Origin of the sequence: Aeromonas lusitana (genome assembly GCF_002812985.1) — a bacterium.
Classification (GTDB): Bacteria; Pseudomonadota; Gammaproteobacteria; order Enterobacterales; family Aeromonadaceae; genus Aeromonas; species Aeromonas lusitana.
Genome location: NZ_PGCP01000022.1, coordinates 31,326 through 49,170, shown reverse-complemented (window position 1 = coordinate 49,170; position 17,845 = coordinate 31,326). Strand labels below are relative to the sequence as shown.

The window sequence follows — 17,845 nt, the reverse complement described above, 5'->3', positions numbered from 1 at the left end:
CTTTAGATGCTTATGTTGATTTGGCGAATAAGCGTACAGGGTTTGGATTTTAATTAGTCGTTAAAACTTATATAGTGGGGGGCACCCTACGGGTGTCCCGCAAGGACGATCGCCGCGAGCTTGGGCGAACCCAAAAAAAAGACCAAAGAGGAATTAGTCGTGCTTGAAACCTACCGTAAACACGTCGCAGAACGTGCCGCCGAGGGCGTAGTCGCCAAACCTCTGGATGCAGAGCAAGTCGCCGCCCTGGTTGAGCTTCTCAAGAACCCGCCCGCCGGTGAACATGATTTTCTGAAAGAGCTGTTGTCCTCCCGTATTCCCCCTGGTGTTGATGAAGCTGCCTATGTGAAGGCCGGCTTTCTCACCGCCATCGCCAAGGGTGAGGCCCACTCCCCGATCCTGACTGCGGCCGAAGCGGTTGAACTGCTCGGCACCATGCAGGGTGGCTACAACATCCAGCCGCTGATCGATCTGCTGGACGACGCCCAACTGGCCCCTCTTGCTGCCAAGGGCCTCTCCCACACCCTGCTGATGTTTGACTCCTTCCACGACGTGGAAGAGAAGGCCAAGGCGGGCAATGCCCACGCCCAGCAGGTGCTGCAATCCTGGGCCGATGCCGACTGGTTCCTGAACCGCCCGGCCCTGGCCGAGAAGATCACCGTCACAGTATTCAAGGTGACCGGTGAGACCAACACCGACGACCTGTCACCGGCACCGGATGCCTGGTCCCGTCCCGACATCCCGCTCCATGCCCTGGCCATGCTGAAGATGGCTCGTCCCGGCATCACCCCGGACAAGGATGGCGTCATCGGTCCCGTCAAGCTCATCGAAGAACTCAAGCAGACCGGTTTCCCGCTGGCCTACGTCGGTGACGTGGTCGGTACCGGCTCCTCCCGCAAATCCGCGACCAACTCTGTGCTCTGGTTCATGGGTGACGACATTCCCCATGTGCCGAACAAGCGCGCCGGCGGCGTTTGCCTCGGCGGCAAAATCGCCCCCATCTTCTTCAACACCATGGAAGATGCCGGCGCCCTGCCCATCGAAGTGGATGTGGCCAAGCTGGCCATGGGCGATGTGATCGACATCTTCCCCTACGAGGGCAAGATCAAGCGCCACGGCACCGACGAGGTACTGGCCCAGTTTGAACTCAAGACCGAAGTGCTGATCGACGAGGTGCGCGCCGGTGGCCGTATTCCGCTGATCATCGGCCGCGGCCTGACCGACAAGGCCCGCGAAGCCCTGGGTCTGCCGTTCTCCACCGTGTTCCGTCGCCCGCAGCCGGTGGCCGATACCGGCAAGGGTTACACCCTGGCCCAGAAGATGGTGGGCAAGGCGTGCGGCGTGACGGGCATTCGTCCCGGCACCTACTGCGAGCCCAAGATGACCACGGTCGGCTCCCAAGACACCACGGGCCCCATGACCCGTGATGAACTCAAAGACCTGGCCTGCCTCGGTTTCTCCGCCGACCTGACCATGCAGTCCTTCTGCCACACTGCGGCTTATCCGAAGCCCATCGACGTGCAGACTCACCACACCCTGCCGGACTTCATCATGAACCGCGGCGGCGTCTCCCTGCGTCCGGGCGATGGCGTCATCCACTCCTGGCTGAACCGCATGCTGCTGCCGGATACCGTGGGTACCGGTGGTGACTCTCACACCCGTTTCCCCATCGGGATCTCCTTCCCGGCGGGCTCCGGTCTGGTGGCGTTTGCCGCCGCCACCGGCGTGATGCCGCTGGACATGCCGGAATCCGTGCTGGTGCGCTTCAAGGGCGAGCTGCAACCCGGCATCACCTTGCGTGACCTGGTCCATGCCATCCCTTATGCCGCCATCCAGAAGGGGCTGTTGACCGTCGAGAAGGCAGGCAAGAAGAACATCTTCTCCGGCCGCATCCTCGAGATCGAAGGTCTGCCGACCCTGAAGGTGGAGCAGGCGTTCGAACTGGCCGATGCCAGCGCCGAGCGCTCCGCCGCCGGTTGCACCATCAAGCTGGATAAGGAACCGATCACCGAGTACCTCAAGTCCAACATCGTCATGCTGAAATGGATGCTGTCCGAAGGCTATGGCGACGTGCGCACCATCACTCGTCGTATCAAGGGGATGGAAGAGTGGTTGGCCAATCCTGTGCTGATGGAAGCGGACAAGGATGCCGAGTACGCCGAGATCATCGAGATCGACCTCGCCGATATCAAGGAGCCCATCCTGTGTGCGCCGAACGATCCGGACGATGCCCGTCTGCTGAGCTCGGTCCAGGGTGCCACGATTGACGAGGTGTTCATCGGTTCCTGCATGACCAACATCGGTCACTTCCGCGCCGCCGGCAAGCTGCTCGAGAAGTACCAGGGCGAGCTGCCGACCCGCATGTGGATCGCGCCGCCGACCAAGATGGATAAGGATCAGCTGACCGAAGAGGGTTACTACGGCATCTTCGGCCGGGTCGGTGCCCGCATCGAGATCCCGGGCTGTTCCCTCTGCATGGGCAACCAGGCACGGGTCGCGGAAGGGGCCTCTGTGGTTTCCACCTCCACCCGTAACTTCCCGAACCGTCTGGGCAAGGGCGCCAACGTCTACCTGGCCTCTGCCGAGCTGGCTGCGGTTGCCGCCATCACCGGCAAGATCCCGACAGTGGCTGAGTACCTGCAGTACGCCAAGACCCTGGACGCGACGGCTGCCGACACCTATCGCTACCTGAACTTCAACGAAATCGCCTCCTACACCAAGAAGGCCGATGAAGTGATCCTGCAGCAAGCGGTATAAGCGCCAGACTGGCAACGCCAATCTACTAACAAGCCCCGGCCCTGGCCGGGGCTTTCTTATGTGCCAAAGGCGGTTATTCATGGGAAGAGGGTGCGCCTCATTTTTCACCTCTTTGATCAAAAACTGATCTTGCACCAGAGATGGGGCAGGGGAGCGCTATATGATGCTGCGCCCCTGGTCATGCCCCGTGCGGCGTTGTTGATGGGGACAGGGCATTCCTCGTTTCTTCATGGATATGGTCACCTATGCTGCTTTTTGGATTTGACGCCTCCCGGCCATGCTGGCGCCTGCTCTGCGCCGCCCTGGTTTTCGCGCTGCCCGTCTCGCTCGGGTTATGGGAATTGCATACCAACTACTTGAATACGTTAAGCAAACAGTCTGAGTCTGCGGCCGGCAGGGCGCTGACCCTGATAGAACTCATGCTGGATCACGCAGAGGAGAACAACCGCAACATGTTCCCCTTGCTCAACTACCCCTGTGAGGCGGCGCTGTTCACCATGCGCAAGCGTGTCGTGCTGGCGCCCTTCGTGCGAACCACCAACCTCGTCGTCGACAATGGCGTCTATTGCAACTCCCTGCTGGGAAAGGTGAACTGGCTCGACGATAGCGTCGGCTACAGCAACGGCCTGCTGCGTCTGCTGCCCGGTAACCCTGTGTTGCCGCGTCATCCCGTGCTGGCGGTGCGCAGCAGCGCCGAGCATGGCGCCGTGCTCAGCACCATAGACAGGGAATACATCAAGATCATGCTGACCCTGAGCGCGCCGGCGCGGGGGGAAGTGCTGCTCAACGTGGGCAACAACTGGCTGAATCACCAGGGGGAGCTGATGGTGCGAGACCCCAAGCTGCCGACCCTGGCCACCTATGATCTCAAGTCGAGCCGCTACCCCCTCTCCTTGTATGCCGGCATGGACATTCCTTCGGTCTGGCGGGCCCTGTGGCAGGTCCGCCATCTGACCATATTGATGCTGCTGGGCTTTTCCTTATCTATCGCCCTGTTGGTGTGGTGGTTGCTGGGCCGCCCGCGATCCATGGAAGGGGAGCTGAAACGGGCGCTGCGGGCCAGGGAGTTCGTGCCCTATCTGCAACCCCTGGTGAGCAGTATTGATGGCAAGGTACTGGGGGCCGAGGTGCTGATGCGCTGGCAGCACCCTAGCTCGGGCCTTGTCCGCCCGGACTTGTTCATTCCCCAGGCGGAAGAGAGCGGCATCATAGTGCCCATGACCCAGTTGTTGATGCAGACGGTGGCCCAGCAGCTGAGTCAGTGGCAGCAGCGGCTACCGACCGGGTTTCATATCGGCTTCAACATCAGCGCCGTGCACTGCCGGGATCTCTCCCTGCTGGCGGAGTGCCGCGCCTTCCTCGATCACTTCCCCCCAGGGCAGCTGGTGCTGGTGCTGGAGCTGACCGAGCGGGAGCTGCTGGTGGCGACCCCCACTACCCTGGCGCTGTTCAAGGGGCTGGACGACATGGGGGTCCTGCTTGCCATCGATGACTTCGGCACGGGTCACTCCAGCCTGCTCTATCTGCAGCAGTTCCATGTGGATTATCTCAAGATAGATCAGTCGTTTATCAGCAAGATAGGGACAGAGTCCCTGTCCGAGCACATAGTCGACAACGTCATCGATCTCGGCACCCGACTGGGTCTGGCGCTGGTGGCCGAAGGGGTCGAGACCCAGGCGCAGGCGGAGTATCTGCGAGGCAAGGGGGTCGACTATCTGCAAGGCTACCTGTTTGGCCATCCGGTCCCGCTGCGGCAGTTCTGCAACGAGCGATTGCCGCAGGAGGTGACGGCGCAGCCAATGCGCGGCTGAGGGCAGAGCTGGCGGGAGTCAGTGCCAGCGCTGGCATGTCGTTGGCTGGCTCCCGCCTCTCCAGACTGGTTTGGTTGTTTTTTGTGCTGTCAGGGTTGGGTTCAGTTTCGGGCGCTAAACTGGTCGCCCATTTTTCACTGGACCCGTCATGCCTTATCATCCCAGGTTCAACAGCTCCCATCCCTGGCTGCGTCTGTTATTCGCCCTGCTGGTGTTTGTGGTCCCCATGTTGCTCGGCAGCTGGGGGGGCTATCACCACTATCAGAGTAATCTGCGGCAAGAGTCTTCAGAAGCAGCGGCTCATACCGTCAATCTGCTTGAGACCATGTTAAGCAACGCCGACGCCGCCAATCGGCAGGTGTTGCCCCTGCTGGATGCGCCTTGCGATCCCGCGTTGGCGACCCTGCGAGAGCAGGTCGCCCTGGTGCCGTTCGTGCGCTCCGTCAATCTGGCGCGCCGGGATAACATCTATTGCTCCTCGCGGTTTGGTCCCTATCGCACTTCTTATCCCATGAAAGAGTTTGCCCGTGGGATCCTGCTGCTCAACGACGTGGGTCCGGTGCGGCAGGGGCACCCTTATCTGGCGGTGCGCGCCAGGCAGGGCCAGCACTCGGTACTGAGCGTCATCGACGGGGATTACCTCAGCTTCATGCTGAGCGTCAACGATCCCGCCATGATCATCATGCTCAGGGTCGGCCCCCATTGGCTCGACAGGCAGGGTCATTTTTTCCAGCAGGCTCCTGGCTTGCCGGATGAGGTTCAGGTAATCCTCGGCTCACAGATCTACCCCTTCACCATTTATGCGGGGCACAGGCTCTCCTCCAGCTGGCAGGGGATGGTGCAGCGACACTGGTTCGGGCTCTGGCTGCTGCTCGGTTTGAGCCTCACGTTCGCCCTGCTCATCTGGTGGCTGCTGGGTCGCCCCCGCTCGCCGAATAGCGAGCTGGCGCGCGCCCTGCAGGCGCGGGAATTTGTCCCCTTCCTGCAGCCGCTGGTGGCGACGGATGACGAGGGGATCATGGGTGCCGAGGTGCTGATGCGTTGGCAACATCCCGACGAAGGCTTGATCCGGCCGGATCTCTTCATCCCCCAGGCGGAGGCGAGCGGCCTGATCATTCCCATGACGACCCTGATCATGGAGGAGGTCGCGAAGGAGCTGGGGATGCAGCGGGCGCTGGTGCCTCATGGCTTCCATATCAGCTTCAACATCAGTGCGGCCCACTGCCGGGACATGGCGCTGCTCGATGAGTGCCGCCGTTTCCTCGTCCACTTCGCCCCCGGCCAGATAGTGCTGGTGCTGGAACTCACCGAGCGGGAGCTGCTGGTGGCCGATCCCCAGACCCTGTCGCTGTTCAGCCAGCTCGACGAGATGGGGGTTCGACTCGCCATCGATGACTTCGGTACCGGCCACGCCAGCCTGCTCTATTTGCAGCAGTTTCATGTGGATTATCTCAAGATCGATCAGTCCTTTATCAGACGGATCGGCACCGAATCCCTGTCCGAGCACATAGTGGACAACGTGATCGATCTGGGCACCCGGCTCGGCCTCTCCCTGGTGGCGGAAGGGGTAGAGACGGTGGAGCAGGCGCGCTATCTCAAGGGCAAGGGGGTGGACTACCTGCAAGGCTATCTGTTTGGTCGCCCGATCCCGGTGCGTCAGTTCAGAGACGAGTTGCAACAGCGCGCGATGGCTAATGCTGTTCAGGTGGTGAACGGCTGACGGGAGCCATCCCTTATCCACCCTCGACAGTAGGGGCTTGTTTTCCATGCCTTGGCGGGGACTTTTCGGTAGAATTGGCACTCATTTTGAAGTCAGATGAGGCGCGGTATGACGGTCAGGTTCCAGGCATTTCACAGCATCAAGGCGATTGGCAATCGGGAGGTGCTGTTCAACTGGTCCAGGACCAACCCCCTCGGCGCCCTGGATCAGGTGTGGCGCCCGGTGAGCCGTGACGAGCTGCAGCAACTGCTGCGGGAACGCCCCGAGCGCAAGTTGCGTCTCATCGGCTCCGGCCTCTCTTTTGAGCCCATCCACAGCGTCTATGCCGAGGGCAAGCAGGCGCTGCTGGTGGACCTGCATCACCTGCGCGGTCAGCTCGCGACAACCGCTGACAGCGTCACCTATCAGGCCGGCACGCCCCTCGATACCGTCTACGCCGATCTCATCGCCATGGAGCGGATGCTGCCGGCGTCCCCCGGGGTTATCGGCATTCAGACCCTGGGCGGGGCGCTCAGCACCGGCACCCACGGTCAGGGGCTGCACCAGTCCGCCTTGTGTGACGCGGTGGAAGCTATGACCGTCATGCTGGCCAATGGCGACATCCTGCGGGTGGATCGCACGGACCCGCGTTTTGGCGCCTTCGTGATGGGCATGGGCATGCTCGGCATCCTGCTCGACGTCACCCTGCGCACAGTGCCGAACCGCATCATGCGCTGCACCAAGTTCAGTACCGACTACCCCTTCCTGCTGGCCCACAACGAGCGTCTCAACCGCGAACACAGTTTCGTGAAGAGCTGGTGGTTCGCCTGGACCGGCGAGAGCCATATCTGGCTGGTGGATCCCGCCTCCGAGGAGGAGGTGGCCCGCTATCGTGCCGGTGGCAGCGAACCGCTGCTGCTGGAGGGGGACATGGATGGCCGCATGAACGCCACCATAGATGCCACCCTGCAGAAGATGGCCAAGGACACCAAGGACGAGGCGCTGGCCGGGGAGCATTTCGAGACGGTGCGCCGCTTCAAGGATGCCTCGGATCTGGTGGGCAACGTCTACCAGATCCTCTGCAAGGGGATACCGGCGCCCCAGATCAACTGCGAGGTGGCTGTGCCCCTCGAGCGGATGGAGGAGGCGCTGGTCATCTTGCAGGCCTGGCAGGAGGCAAACCCCGGCGTGCTGCACTATCCCTTCATCCTGCGCTGCACCGGCCCCTCCGAGGCCTGGCTCAGCGCCGCCTATGGCAAGTCGGTGTGCTGGATTGGTTTTCTGGTCTATCTGGCGGCGGACGGTACCTTCGTCAATGGCTCCATGGAGCAGATGCGCGAGTTGCAGCAACTGCTGGTGCCGCTGGGTGGTACCCCCCATTTCGGCAAACACCTGGCGATGGATCTCTATGACTTCCCGGCCCTGCTGCCGCGCTGGCACGACTTCCTGGCCCTCAAGGCCGAGCTGGATCCCCATGGCCGCTTCGAGAATCGCTGGCTCAGCGACTTGTTTGCCAACCGCTGAGGAATTGACATGACCGATATGCAAGACACCAGAATCCCCGTGACCCTGTTAACCGGCTTCCTCGGCAGCGGCAAGACAACTCTGCTGAACCACTGGGTCAAGCAGCCCGAGCTGGGCGAGTGCGCCGTGCTGATCAACGAATTCGGCTCGGTCGGGCTGGATCATCACCTGGTGCAACAGGTGGATGAGCAAGTGGTGCTGCTCGATTCCGGCTGCATCTGCTGCTCGGTGCAGGGCTCCCTGGTGGAGGCGCTGCAGGGGCTGTTTATGAAGGCTATCCAGCGGAAGATTAAGCCGTTTAAACGACTCATCATCGAGACTACCGGCCTCGCCGATCCGGCCCCAGTGCTGTTTACCCTGCGCGAAGAGGGCTTTATCGCCCAGCGTTACCGCTTCGACGGCACCGTCACCGTAGTGGATGCCGGCCATATCGAGCAGCAGCTGGCGGCTCAGTACGAGGCGGTCAAGCAGGTGGCACTGGCGGACCTGCTGGTGGTGAGCAAGGGGGATCTGGTAGATGCTGAGACGCAGGCTCGGGTGGAAGCCCAGCTGGGAGCCCTCAACCCGGGCGCCCCCATCCAGCGCGTAAACAATGGCGAGCTGTCACCGACCGTGCTGGAGAAGCTAGGTGCCTACAACGAGGCGGCAGGGCGGGATGTGCGCCAACTGCTGGCCTGGCTGCGTACCGAGTCCCCGAAACAGGGACTGGCCTCCCCCATGCAGCCGAAGATGAAGCCGTTTGCCGCCAAGGTGGGCACGGCGGCGCCGACCCACTTCGATCACGGCGACATAGAGAGCTTTTCTCTGCGCATCGGTGAGCCCCTCAAGCCATCTCGCCTGCTGGCCGCCATCGATGCGGTGCAGGCCCGCTATGGCGATGCCCTGCTGCGGCTCAAGGGCATACTGCTGCTGGAAGGGGAGAGCCAGCCCGTGGTGATCCACGGCGTGCACGGCCAGCTCTATCCGTTGCAGACCCTGGGGGAGTGGCCGGAGGGGCGCGCCCAGTCCAGGTTGGTGTTTATCGTCAAGAGCCGGGACAAGGGCGGGATCGAGGCCTTGTTCCTCGAGACCCTCAAGGTCCCCGAGCCGAGTCTGGAAGAACAGCTCAGAGCCATGCTCGGCCAGCCAGATGCCTGATATCCTGATATGACCCGCTCTATGCGGGTCTCTTTTTAGGTCAGAAGGAGAGTGCAGCATATGCCTGAAAATCTACCCATGATTACCCCGGCCCAACGCAAGTGGCTGCCCTGGCTGACGGCGGTCGGTTTCTTCATGCAGACGCTGGATGGCACCATCCTCAACACGGCCCTGCCCAGCATGGCGGCGGCCCTGGGGGAGAGCCCGCTGCAGATGCAGTCCGTGGTCATCGCCTACATGCTGACGGTGGCCCTGCTCATCCCGGCCTCCGGCTGGCTGGCGGACAGGTTCGGTACCCGCCGCGTCTATCTGGCGGCCATCTTGCTGTTTACCCTGGGGTCTTTGGCCTGCGCCGTCGCCAACACCCTGCCTCTCCTGGTGGCGGCCCGGGTGCTGCAAGGGGTAGGGGGGGCCTTGCTGATGCCCATCGGCCGACTCGCCGTGCTGCGGGTCTACAGCAAGCATGACCTGCTGCGGGTGATGTCGTTTGTCACCATACCCGGTCTGCTCGGCCCCTTGATAGGCCCGGCGCTGGGGGGTTGGCTGGTGGAAGTGGCGAGCTGGCACTGGGTGTTTCTCATCAACCTGCCGGTCGGGCTGGTGGGGTTCATCGCCAGTTGGAGCTTTATGCCTGACTTGCGACAACACACCGCCAAGTTTGACTGGCAGGGTTTTGTGCTATTCAGTGCCGGTATGGTGTTGGTATCCGTCGGTTTGCAAGGGCTGGGGGAGCATAGTATATCGACCGGCTGGGCCCTGTTCGCCGTCCTGTTCGGCCTCGCCGCCATGGCGAGTTACTGGCTCTATGCCGCCAATGCCGAGCAACCTCTGTTCAGCCTGGCGTTGTTCAAGACCTCGACCTTCGCCATCGGCATCTGGGGCAACCTGTTCGCCCGCCTTGGCAGCGGTGCCATGCCCTTTCTCACCCCGCTGTTCCTGCAACTGGGGCTCGGCTTCTCCCCGAGCAAGGCGGGGATGACCATGATCCCCACGGTGATCGGCGCCATGCTGACCAAGACCCTGGTCAACAAGCTGATCCCGCTGGTGGGTTATCGCCGCATCCTGATCATCAACACCCTGGCGCTCGGGGTGATGATCGCCAGCTTCTACTTCATCGACAATCAGGTGCCCCACGGGGTGCTGCTGGTCTGGCTGGCGGTGTTTGGCGCCATCAACTCCCTGCAGTTCTCCGCCATGAACACCCTCACCCTGCAGGATCTGAGCTCTGAACATGCCAGCAGCGGCAATGGCCTGCTGTCGGTGGTGATGCAGCTCTCCATGAGTCTCGGGGTCGCCATCGCCGCCAGCCTGCTCGGGCTCTTCTCTTCGGGCAAGCCGGCGGGGGACAGCGAGTTCTGGCTCGGCGGCTTCCACCTCACCTATCTGTGCATCGGCCTGATGTCCATGCTGGCGGCGCTCATCTTCGCCCAGCTGGGCAAGCAGGAGCGAAAGGGCTGAGCCGACGCCCCTCTCCCCTGATGACGGAGGAGAAGGGGGTGTTGCTGCGGTTAATTTGGTTGGACAGTGAGAGGCGAGGATCAGGCCTGTGAGGTGGGCAGATAGCTGACCTGGCAGGGCAGCTGGGCCAGCAGCTGGGCCAGATGATCGGTGCCGAGCAGGAAGGTCTGCTCCGGATGGCCCGGGGTCCAGGTGAAGGCCCCGTGGCTCAGCAGGGCCGAGTCCACCAGCAACGGAATGTCGGCGCGGGGCAGGAAGGGGCAGACGGCCCCCGGCAGGCAGCCAATCTCGGCCTGCATCTCCTCGGCCGTGCAGATGGAGGGCTTGGCGCCGAGGCTCGCCTTCACCGCCTTGTTGTCCAGCCGCCCGTCTCTGTGGGTCAGCAGCAGGGCGAAGCGGCCATCCTTGAACTTGAGAAACAAGGTCTTGCTGAACTCCGCCTGCCAGCCGAGGCGCGCCTTGACCTTCTCGTCGGTGGCATAGTCCAGAATGGGTTCGTGCTGATAGCGCTGATGGGGCAGGTCTGCCAGCAGTTGGCAGTTGAAGTCGTGAATGGCGTCGAGTGGCATGGTCGTCTCCTGTGTGGGGTCATACTGCCAGCCGCCGAGGCTGGGGCCCAATCAGAGTTTCTGATGACAGATAAGCGGATGGCAGATAAACAACGAGGGCCTTGGGCCCTCGTTAGTCATTGATGCTGCAATTCGCGCGCTTCCCAGTGAAATGGAATGGGGCTGAGCTGCTGCGCACTCTTGTCATAGGCCTGCCACAGCTCACCCAGGGTGCGGCCATCCGTGGGATGGCACAGGGTCGGCGCCAGCTCCGCCAGCGGCCAGAGCACGAAGGCATTGGTGAGGATCTCGCCGCGGGGCAGGGTGATCGGGCTCTCGCAGATGAGCTCCCCATAGAGCAGCAGATCCAGATCCAGGGTGCGCGGGGCGAACTTCTTGGCATCCGGCTCGCGGCCGTGGGCGAACTCCATGGCCCGCAGCCGTTGGCACAGGGTCGCGAGCGGCAGCGTCGTATCGGCGCCCACCACCAGGTTGTAGAAGGGGCGGCCGGCAAAGCCCACCGCCGCGCTCTCGAATACCCGTGACACCGCCAGCTCGCCAAACTCGGCGTGCAGGGCATCGAGCCCGGCCCGGATGTGACGTTCCCGCTCGATGTTAGACCCTAAGCTGATGTAGATGCGGGTCATGCTCGCACCCTCCCGCGCTGGTGTGCAGTCAAGGCGCAGTCCCATCACTGGGCGCTCGCGGCCGGGGTGCGATGGCGCAGGATCTCGACGCCGACGCCGGCGGCATTGGGCACGGCGCCCGGCTTGGTCAGCACGACCCGGACCCACTGCACCCGCTCGTCGGCCAGCACCAGGCCGGCGACTTGCTCGGCCATGGTCTCGACCAGTTCGACGATTGTATTGGCGACGTGATCACAGATAGTGCGTGAGAGGGTGGCGTAATCCAGCGCCAGCTTGATATCGTCGGTTGCGGCGGCGGGGCGGTTGTCGAACCCCATCTCGAGATCGAAGCAAAGCTTCTGGCGAATGCCCTTCTCCCACTCATATACCCCTATGGTGGTCAAAACCTCGAGTCCGCGAATAAACACCTTGTCCATGACAGTACTTCTTCTTTACTCTTGATGGGCTGTTAACACAGCGCCGGGATGTAGGCTTGGCAAGCCGATTGCCGCTGGCGGTCGGTTTGGGCAACACGCATTGAGCGGCCCCTTGCCTGAGAATGTGGCCCGCATCATACCCCATTCATATCGTGGTAAAAACGACCAAGATGACGGCCCTGACGATTTTGATGATTATTCTGGCCTACCTGGGCGGCTCGCTGTCCAGTGCTGTGCTGGTTTCCCGCATCACGGGCCTGCCGGATCCCCGTGACCACGGCTCCCACAATCCGGGGGCAACCAATGTGCTGCGCCTCGGTGGCCGGCTGGCGGCCCTGATCGTCCTGTTGCTCGACGTGCTCAAGGGCATGGCCCCCGTCTACCTCGCCTGGTATCTGCAGATCAAACCCGTCTACCTTGGCTTCATCGGGGTGGCCGCCTGCCTCGGTCACATGTATCCCCTCTTCTTCCATTTCCGGGGCGGTAAGGGCGTCGCCACTGCGCTCGGTACCATGCTGCCCATCGGCTTCGCCATGGGGGGCGCGGCCATTGCGACCTGGCTGCTGGTACTGCTGGTGAGCGGCTATTCCTCCTTGGCCTCCATCATTACCGTGCTGCTCACCCCGCTCTTTACCTATCTGCTCAAGCCGGAATACACACTGCCGGTCTCCCTGCTCTCCTGCCTCATTCTCATTCGCCATCACGAGAACATCACCCGCCTGCTGAAGGGGGAGGAGTCCCGTCTCTGGGGTCGCCGGGCGGCACCCTCAGCGGCAGAAGTGGTGAAAACGCGCGATGCTGCGCAAAAAAGAGACGAACGAGACGAAAATTGAAATTTCCCGTTGACCACCTGCCTTAAAATCCGTTTAATAGCGCCCACGCCCAGATAGCTCAGTCGGTAGAGCAGGGGATTGAAAATCCCCGTGTCGGCGGTTCGATTCCGTCTCTGGGCACCAAGTTTTGGTGCCATGAAGTGAAAATTTGTTCATGCACAATGGTTTAAAGTGTGCCGGCTTAGCTCAGTAGGTAGAGCAACTGACTTGTAATCAGTAGGTCACCAGTTCGATTCCGGTAGCCGGCACCATTTGCCCAGATAGCTCAGTCGGTAGAGCAGGGGATTGAAAATCCCCGTGTCGGCGGTTCGATTCCGTCTCTGGGCACCAATAAAGGATGATGAGATAGCAATATCTGGTCTCCAATAGTTAATTCCTCCTTAGTTCAGTCGGTAGAACGGCGGACTGTTAATCCGTATGTCACTGGTTCAAGTCCAGTAGGAGGAGCCATTCAAGAGACCCTTGTCGCAAGACAAGGGTCTTTTTTTATGTCCTCGCACCAGCCCCTCCGCCATGCCCATCATCATTATGCACTTGCCAAGATCCGCCCTGAATGGACTGGGATAGAGCAGGAAGTGCATAAAAAACAGACAGTAAATGCACCGCAAAGGTCTCTGCGCTTAAGCTCCTGTACAAGAACTGGTCGGTACAATGGTGCTCATATAGAACAAGGGCCATGCGCCCGTAACTAGCATCGACGAGGTTGTGATGAACTTAAGACTGAAACCTGTATGGATTGCATTGGCACTGGCGAGCACGGTTGCACACGCAAGCGACGACATCTACTTCGGTGCCGGGGTCGGTGCCGCCCACTTCAATGGCCTGAACAAGGTTGAAGGGGTCGAGAGTGGTACCGAAGATGCGGCCGCGGCCAACCTCTTCATGGGTTACAACTTCAATGAATACTTCGGCACCGAGCTGGGTTACCAGTACGCCGGTCGTGGCAATACCGATGGCGATCGCTACGAGAACCAGGGCGCTACCCTGTCCGGTATCGGCCGTCTGCCGCTTGGTGAGGACTTCTCCCTGTTCGGTGAGGCGGGTGCCTACTGGTCCCATACCGACGGTCTGAACAACAGCGACTCCCGCGTGTCGCCGATGGCCGGTGTCGGCCTGACCTACAAGCTGAACGACGCGCTGGATCTGCAGGCGCGCTACCGCTACATGTGGGATGTGGCTGACTTGACCACCTACACGGGTGAACAGTACAAATCCAACCAGAGCGTGACTACCCTGGAAGCCGTCTACCATCCGTTCCGTACCTCCTATGTGGCACCTGTGGCAGCCCCCGTCGTTGCGACCGCGGCGCCCGTGGTCGTCGAGAAGAACTTCACCCTGAACTCGGACGTGCTGTTTGCCTTTGGCAAGGCCGAGCTGAAACCGGAAGGGGTCGAGGCCATGAATGGTCTGTATCAGCAGATCGTCGAGTCCCAGCCCAAGGATGGCAGCGCCGTGGTGATTGGCTACTCGGATCGCATCGGTTCCGAGGCGTACAACCAGAAGCTGTCGGAAGAGCGGGCACGCAGCGTCGCCGACTTCCTGGTGAGCAAGGGGCTGCCGGCCAGCAAGATCTCCGTCGAAGGGCGTGGCGAAGCCGACCCTGTGACCGGCACCCAATGTGACGGCGTCAAGGGCAAGAGCGAGCAGATCGCCTGCCTCTCCCCGGATCGCCGCGTGGAAGTGCGCGTCTCCGGCGTGCAGGAAGTGCAGCAGTAAGTTGACTGCTGACCCAGTCCAAATGTGAAGAGGGGATGCCATTGCATCCCCTCTTGTTTATCCGCGATTCAGAGAGAGCGACGAGCGCCGTATGGCGCGCTTATGCATCTCTTCTTCCATGCGCTCAACCCTTGTTCAAGCGGACAGCAAGCTGTCGCAGCCTGCCCTTTCTTTATTCTCTATCAGTGACTTATCTCTCGCTTCTCGCCTAGTATGGTGGCGTAACGGACGTTGACCACGCCGATCCCCTGCATCAGGCCAGCCATATCGGCCAAGGCTTTCGTACCTGACTCCTTCTCTCGGACTATGCCTGACAGGGCCTATTTGCTATCGAGGTAATGTATGAATGCAACCGAGCTCTGGCAGCTTTCCCCCGAGCAGTTCAATGAGTGGCGGCGGGAGAATGACTACCCGCACATCTGGGATCTGCTGGTGGTCTCCCTGCCCTATTTCAGCGACTGGATGGCCGACCAGAAGATCGACAAGGGGGTGATCTTCCAGATCGGGATGGCGCGATTCATCAGCTCGCGCTGCGTGCTCAGCCTCTGCGTCTACATGAGTGACGACAAGACGAGGCTGTATGAGACGGCATCGAGCGCGCTGGAATCCTTGCGCAAGAGCGGCCTCATCCGCTCTGAGGTTCGCTTTGAGCCTTATCTCATGTGGCTGACCGGCAAGTATGGCAAGGAGGCGGCCAAGCGGGTGCAGAGCCTGCTGTCGGTCTCGGAAAACAACAAAGGGGAGGCCCAGGTGCTCGGCAAGCACAGCCTGCTCAACATCGGCGGCGTCGAACTCAAGAGCCCCATCATCTCCGGGCGTCTGCTGGATTTCACCTGCCTCGACGAGCTCTCCCTGGATGGTGCCATCAATAACTCCAAGGTCTACCTGTGGCACTGCTCGGCCAAGGGGGTGCGGGTCAACGGCGGTGTGATAGGGCTGGATCTGTTCGATTCCCTGCTGTGGGATCACAGGGCCTGGGCCAAGAAGCGGGAGCTGGCGCTGGAAGACGGTGTGTTCCAAGACTTCACCATAGAGTGCGAGGAGATACGGTTCCACTCCTCTCGGGCCGTCCTGAAGAACTTCAACGTCCGTGCCAAGAGCTTCGATGCCACCATGGAGCACACCAACCTGGACAAGGTGCAGGTCGTCTACAACGAGAATGGCCGCATCGATCACAGCGAGGCCAGCAAGCTGTACCGCAATGCCAAGCGCATCTTCTCCAGTGTGGGGGACACCGTCGATGCCGGCGATGCCTACTACCAGGAGAAGCTGCACGAGATGAAGTCCTTGGCGAGCCCGCGGGAGCTGTTTAAGGAGAGCTGGCTGCGCAGCGGCCCCTTGAAGAAGGGCATGCTCTCCCTGCTGTGTTACCTGAAATGTGCCTCCAAGTTCATCAGCTTCATCACCTGGGGCTTTGGCGAGCGACCGATCCGGAGCTTGCTGATGTCCATGGTGGTGATCCTGCTGGCAACCTTGACCTACTTCCTGGCGCCGGAATCCGTCACCCATGGCCACCTTGGCCGCTCCCTCTACTTCAGCATCGTGACCTTCGTGACCCTGGGCTACGGGGACATCTCCCAGACCTCGTCGCCGCTGCAGTTGCTGTCGGCCATAGAGGCGTTCAGCGGCATGTTCCTGACCGGTCTCTTCCTGGCGGGCTTCGCTTCCAAGACCAAGCAATATTGATGGCGATGCTGGCTCTGTTGGCGCATCCAAGGCTCGGACCTGAGGTGAATGGAGTCCTGCCCTGATGTGACAAAGGGTACCCACCCTCATGACTGATATCAGGTCGCCCATTGACAAGCCCAGCCGCCGCGCTGGGCTTGTCTGTTTCTGCGGGTTGCCAGCCCATCCTTGACGCATCGGGTCTGGAGCGACTTTATTTAAAGCGCATGGCCGGGCGTTCAGCCTTGGTCAAATAAGGGATACAAGCGACAACAAGATAGAGGAGAGAGAGCGCTACCGATCGGTCAACCATCACAGCAGATAAGGAATAACGCTATGATATTGAATCATTTATGGGGACTGTATGCCCATCCTCACACCGAATGGCATACCATAGACGAGCGACACGACAGCTTCAGGAACAGCCTGAGTCACATCCTGATCGTGGCCCTTATCCCATCAGTCTGCGCCTACTATTCCGCCGTGCATATCGGCTGGAGCATAGGTGTCGGCGATCCCATCAGATTGACTGCAGACAGTGCCTTCGTGCTGTCGGTGGCCATGTACCTGGCCCTTATCGTCGGCGTCTTCGCCCTCTCCTATCTGGTGCACTGGATGGGCCACACCTTCGGGGCGGACCCCAGCTACACCACCTCCCTCGAACTGGCGGCCTATACCTCGACGCCTCTGTTCATGGTCGGTTTCTCCGCCTTCTTCCCCCACCTCTGGTTCGTGATGATCATAGGTCTCATCGGGCTCAGCTATTCCGTCTACCTGCTCTATATCGGTGTGCCGATCCTGATGCACATCCCCAAGGAGCAGGGTTTCATCTATGCGAGCTCAGTGGTCACGGTCGGCCTGGTGTTGCTGGTCTGCGTGCTGGCGAGCACCGCCATTCTCTGGGGATCCGGCTTCGGGCCCGTGTTTATGCATTAGGGGAGGGCCCACTGCTGAAGAGAACAAAGGCGCCATCAGGCGCCTTTTTTTGTGGTTTGAACGGAAAGAGGCGTCTGATCAAGCGCCGGCCAGCTCCTCCGCCGTCATGGGGCGCAGCACCTTGCAGGGGTTGCCCACCGCCACCACTCCAGCCGGAATGTCTTTGGTCACCACGGATCCCGCGCCGATCACGCTGTTGTCCCCTATGGTGACGCCGGGGCAGATGACGGTACTGCCCCCGATCCAGACGTTGTTGCCGATGCGTACCGGCTTGCCGAACTCGACCCCGGCCACCCGCGGGACGACGGCGACGGGGTGGGCAGCGGTGTAGATCTGCACTCCGGGCGCCAGCAGCACGTTGTCGCCGATATGCACCTCACAGACGTCCAGGATGGTGCAGTTGACGTTGGCGTAGAAGTTCTCGCCCACATGGATATTGGCGCCATAGTCGCAGAAAAACGGCGGATTGATGGCACAGGCCGTGCCCCGGCTGCCGAGCAGTTCACTTAGCAGGGCATCCCGCTCCGGCTTCTCCTGCCACTGGGTGTTGAAGCTGTGGTAGAGGGCGCGGCAGCGCTCGCGGGCGGCCTTGAGTTCGGGGTCGGCGGCATCATAGGGCTCGCCGGCCACCATCTTTTGCCACTCCGGGCCCCGCGCCATCAGTGTTTTGTGTGGCTCAATCATCGTTTCTGTATTCA

Annotated in this window: 14 protein-coding genes and 4 tRNA genes; 14 read left to right on the top strand and 4 right to left on the bottom strand. The window is 61.2% G+C overall.

The features are described 5' to 3' along the window. Positions 1-159: 159 nt before the first annotated feature. From acnB to mdtD, 6 genes are all read left to right on the top strand, one after another. Positions 160-2,757 carry a bifunctional aconitate hydratase 2/2-methylisocitrate dehydratase gene (gene acnB, locus CUC44_RS14280; RefSeq protein WP_100860700.1) on the top strand — a complete coding sequence of 866 codons (2,598 nt, stop codon included), beginning with the start codon at positions 160-162 and terminating at the stop codon, positions 2,755-2,757. 245 nt (positions 2,758-3,002) lie between these two features. Continuing rightward, positions 3,003-4,568, top strand: coding sequence for an EAL domain-containing protein (locus tag CUC44_RS14275; RefSeq protein WP_100860581.1), 1,566 nt, complete (start codon positions 3,003-3,005; stop codon positions 4,566-4,568). A 148-nt stretch (positions 4,569-4,716) separates the two neighbouring features. Next, positions 4,717-6,288 carry an EAL domain-containing protein gene (locus CUC44_RS14270; protein ID WP_100860580.1) on the top strand — a complete coding sequence of 524 codons (1,572 nt, stop codon included), beginning with the start codon at positions 4,717-4,719 and terminating at the stop codon, positions 6,286-6,288. A 108-nt stretch (positions 6,289-6,396) separates the two neighbouring features. After that, positions 6,397-7,791 (top strand): D-arabinono-1,4-lactone oxidase, encoded by a 1,395-nt coding sequence (locus tag CUC44_RS14265; protein WP_100860579.1) that lies wholly within the window; start codon positions 6,397-6,399, stop codon positions 7,789-7,791. A 9-nt stretch (positions 7,792-7,800) separates the two neighbouring features. Next, entirely contained in the window at positions 7,801-8,928 is a 1,128-nt protein-coding gene (locus tag CUC44_RS14260; RefSeq protein ID WP_167388914.1) for a CobW family GTP-binding protein, read from the top strand. Between the two features lie 60 nt (positions 8,929-8,988). Beyond that, positions 8,989-10,386 (top strand): multidrug transporter subunit MdtD, encoded by a 1,398-nt coding sequence (mdtD, locus tag CUC44_RS14255; RefSeq protein WP_100860578.1) that lies wholly within the window; start codon positions 8,989-8,991, stop codon positions 10,384-10,386. Positions 10,387-10,466: 80 nt separating this feature from the next. Here mdtD and CUC44_RS14250 read toward each other — a convergent pair whose 3' ends face one another. The 3 genes from CUC44_RS14250 to folB all read right to left on the bottom strand — a co-directional run bounded on the left by CUC44_RS14250 (position 10,467) and on the right by folB (position 11,997). Then, positions 10,467-10,955, bottom strand: a complete 489-nt coding sequence (locus CUC44_RS14250) for a YbaK/EbsC family protein (RefSeq protein ID WP_100860577.1) — start codon at positions 10,953-10,955, stop codon at positions 10,467-10,469. A gap of 116 nt (positions 10,956-11,071) precedes the next feature. Continuing rightward, complete coding sequence (folK, locus tag CUC44_RS14245; protein WP_100860576.1) at positions 11,072-11,581, bottom strand: 2-amino-4-hydroxy-6-hydroxymethyldihydropteridine diphosphokinase; 510 nt, start codon at positions 11,579-11,581, stop codon at positions 11,072-11,074. A gap of 44 nt (positions 11,582-11,625) precedes the next feature. Beyond that, on the bottom strand, positions 11,626-11,997 hold the full coding sequence (folB, locus tag CUC44_RS14240) for a dihydroneopterin aldolase (RefSeq protein WP_100860575.1): 372 nt from the start codon (positions 11,995-11,997) through the stop codon (positions 11,626-11,628). Between the two features lie 170 nt (positions 11,998-12,167). Here folB and plsY point away from each other — a divergent pair, with 170 nt between their 5' ends. The 8 genes from plsY to CUC44_RS14200 all read left to right on the top strand — a co-directional run bounded on the left by plsY (position 12,168) and on the right by CUC44_RS14200 (position 17,147). After that, complete coding sequence (gene plsY / locus CUC44_RS14235; protein WP_157812792.1) at positions 12,168-12,830, top strand: glycerol-3-phosphate 1-O-acyltransferase PlsY; 663 nt, start codon at positions 12,168-12,170, stop codon at positions 12,828-12,830. A 47-nt stretch (positions 12,831-12,877) separates the two neighbouring features. Further along, positions 12,878-12,953: transfer RNA gene (locus tag CUC44_RS14230), tRNA-Phe, on the top strand. Between the two features lie 52 nt (positions 12,954-13,005). Next, positions 13,006-13,081, top strand: a tRNA-Thr gene (locus CUC44_RS14225). A gap of 3 nt (positions 13,082-13,084) precedes the next feature. Continuing rightward, a tRNA-Phe gene (locus tag CUC44_RS14220) sits at positions 13,085-13,160 on the top strand. A gap of 44 nt (positions 13,161-13,204) precedes the next feature. Beyond that, positions 13,205-13,280, top strand: a tRNA-Asn gene (locus tag CUC44_RS14215). Positions 13,281-13,538: 258 nt separating this feature from the next. Beyond that, positions 13,539-14,546 (top strand): OmpA family protein, encoded by a 1,008-nt coding sequence (locus tag CUC44_RS14210; RefSeq protein WP_100860573.1) that lies wholly within the window; start codon positions 13,539-13,541, stop codon positions 14,544-14,546. A gap of 342 nt (positions 14,547-14,888) precedes the next feature. Next, the gene (locus tag CUC44_RS14205; RefSeq protein ID WP_100860572.1) at positions 14,889-16,232 is read left to right on the top strand and encodes a potassium channel family protein; all 1,344 of its coding nucleotides are present in this window, start codon (positions 14,889-14,891) and stop codon (positions 16,230-16,232) included. 315 nt (positions 16,233-16,547) lie between these two features. Further along, positions 16,548-17,147: a Yip1 family protein gene (locus CUC44_RS14200; protein ID WP_100860571.1), complete on the top strand. Its 600-nt coding sequence runs from the start codon at positions 16,548-16,550 to the stop codon at positions 17,145-17,147. Between the two features lie 78 nt (positions 17,148-17,225). Here CUC44_RS14200 and CUC44_RS14195 read toward each other — a convergent pair whose 3' ends face one another. Next, positions 17,226-17,831 carry a sugar O-acetyltransferase gene (locus CUC44_RS14195; RefSeq protein ID WP_100860570.1) on the bottom strand — a complete coding sequence of 202 codons (606 nt, stop codon included), beginning with the start codon at positions 17,829-17,831 and terminating at the stop codon, positions 17,226-17,228. Positions 17,832-17,845 lie beyond the last annotated feature (14 nt).

Bases quoted from the DNA above. Each gene is read 5' to 3' on its own strand.
- mdtD (WP_100860578.1), top strand. From the start codon at position 8,989: ATGCCTGAAAATCTACCCATGATTACCCCGGCCCAACGCAAGTGGCTG.
- CUC44_RS14265 (WP_100860579.1), top strand. From the start codon at position 6,397: ATGACGGTCAGGTTCCAGGCATTTCACAGCATCAAGGCGATTGGCAAT.
- folB (WP_100860575.1), bottom strand. From the start codon at position 11,997: ATGGACAAGGTGTTTATTCGCGGACTCGAGGTTTTGACCACCATAGGG.
- CUC44_RS14250 (WP_100860577.1), bottom strand. From the start codon at position 10,955: ATGCCACTCGACGCCATTCACGACTTCAACTGCCAACTGCTGGCAGAC.
- CUC44_RS14210 (WP_100860573.1), top strand. From the start codon at position 13,539: ATGAACTTAAGACTGAAACCTGTATGGATTGCATTGGCACTGGCGAGC.
- CUC44_RS14205 (WP_100860572.1), top strand. From the start codon at position 14,889: ATGAATGCAACCGAGCTCTGGCAGCTTTCCCCCGAGCAGTTCAATGAG.
- folK (WP_100860576.1), bottom strand. From the start codon at position 11,581: ATGACCCGCATCTACATCAGCTTAGGGTCTAACATCGAGCGGGAACGT.
- plsY (WP_157812792.1), top strand. From the start codon at position 12,168: ATGACGGCCCTGACGATTTTGATGATTATTCTGGCCTACCTGGGCGGC.
- CUC44_RS14195 (WP_100860570.1), bottom strand. From the start codon at position 17,831: ATGATTGAGCCACACAAAACACTGATGGCGCGGGGCCCGGAGTGGCAA.
- CUC44_RS14270 (WP_100860580.1), top strand. From the start codon at position 4,717: ATGCCTTATCATCCCAGGTTCAACAGCTCCCATCCCTGGCTGCGTCTG.
- CUC44_RS14275 (WP_100860581.1), top strand. From the start codon at position 3,003: ATGCTGCTTTTTGGATTTGACGCCTCCCGGCCATGCTGGCGCCTGCTC.
- CUC44_RS14200 (WP_100860571.1), top strand. From the start codon at position 16,548: ATGATATTGAATCATTTATGGGGACTGTATGCCCATCCTCACACCGAA.
- CUC44_RS14260 (WP_167388914.1), top strand. From the start codon at position 7,801: ATGACCGATATGCAAGACACCAGAATCCCCGTGACCCTGTTAACCGGC.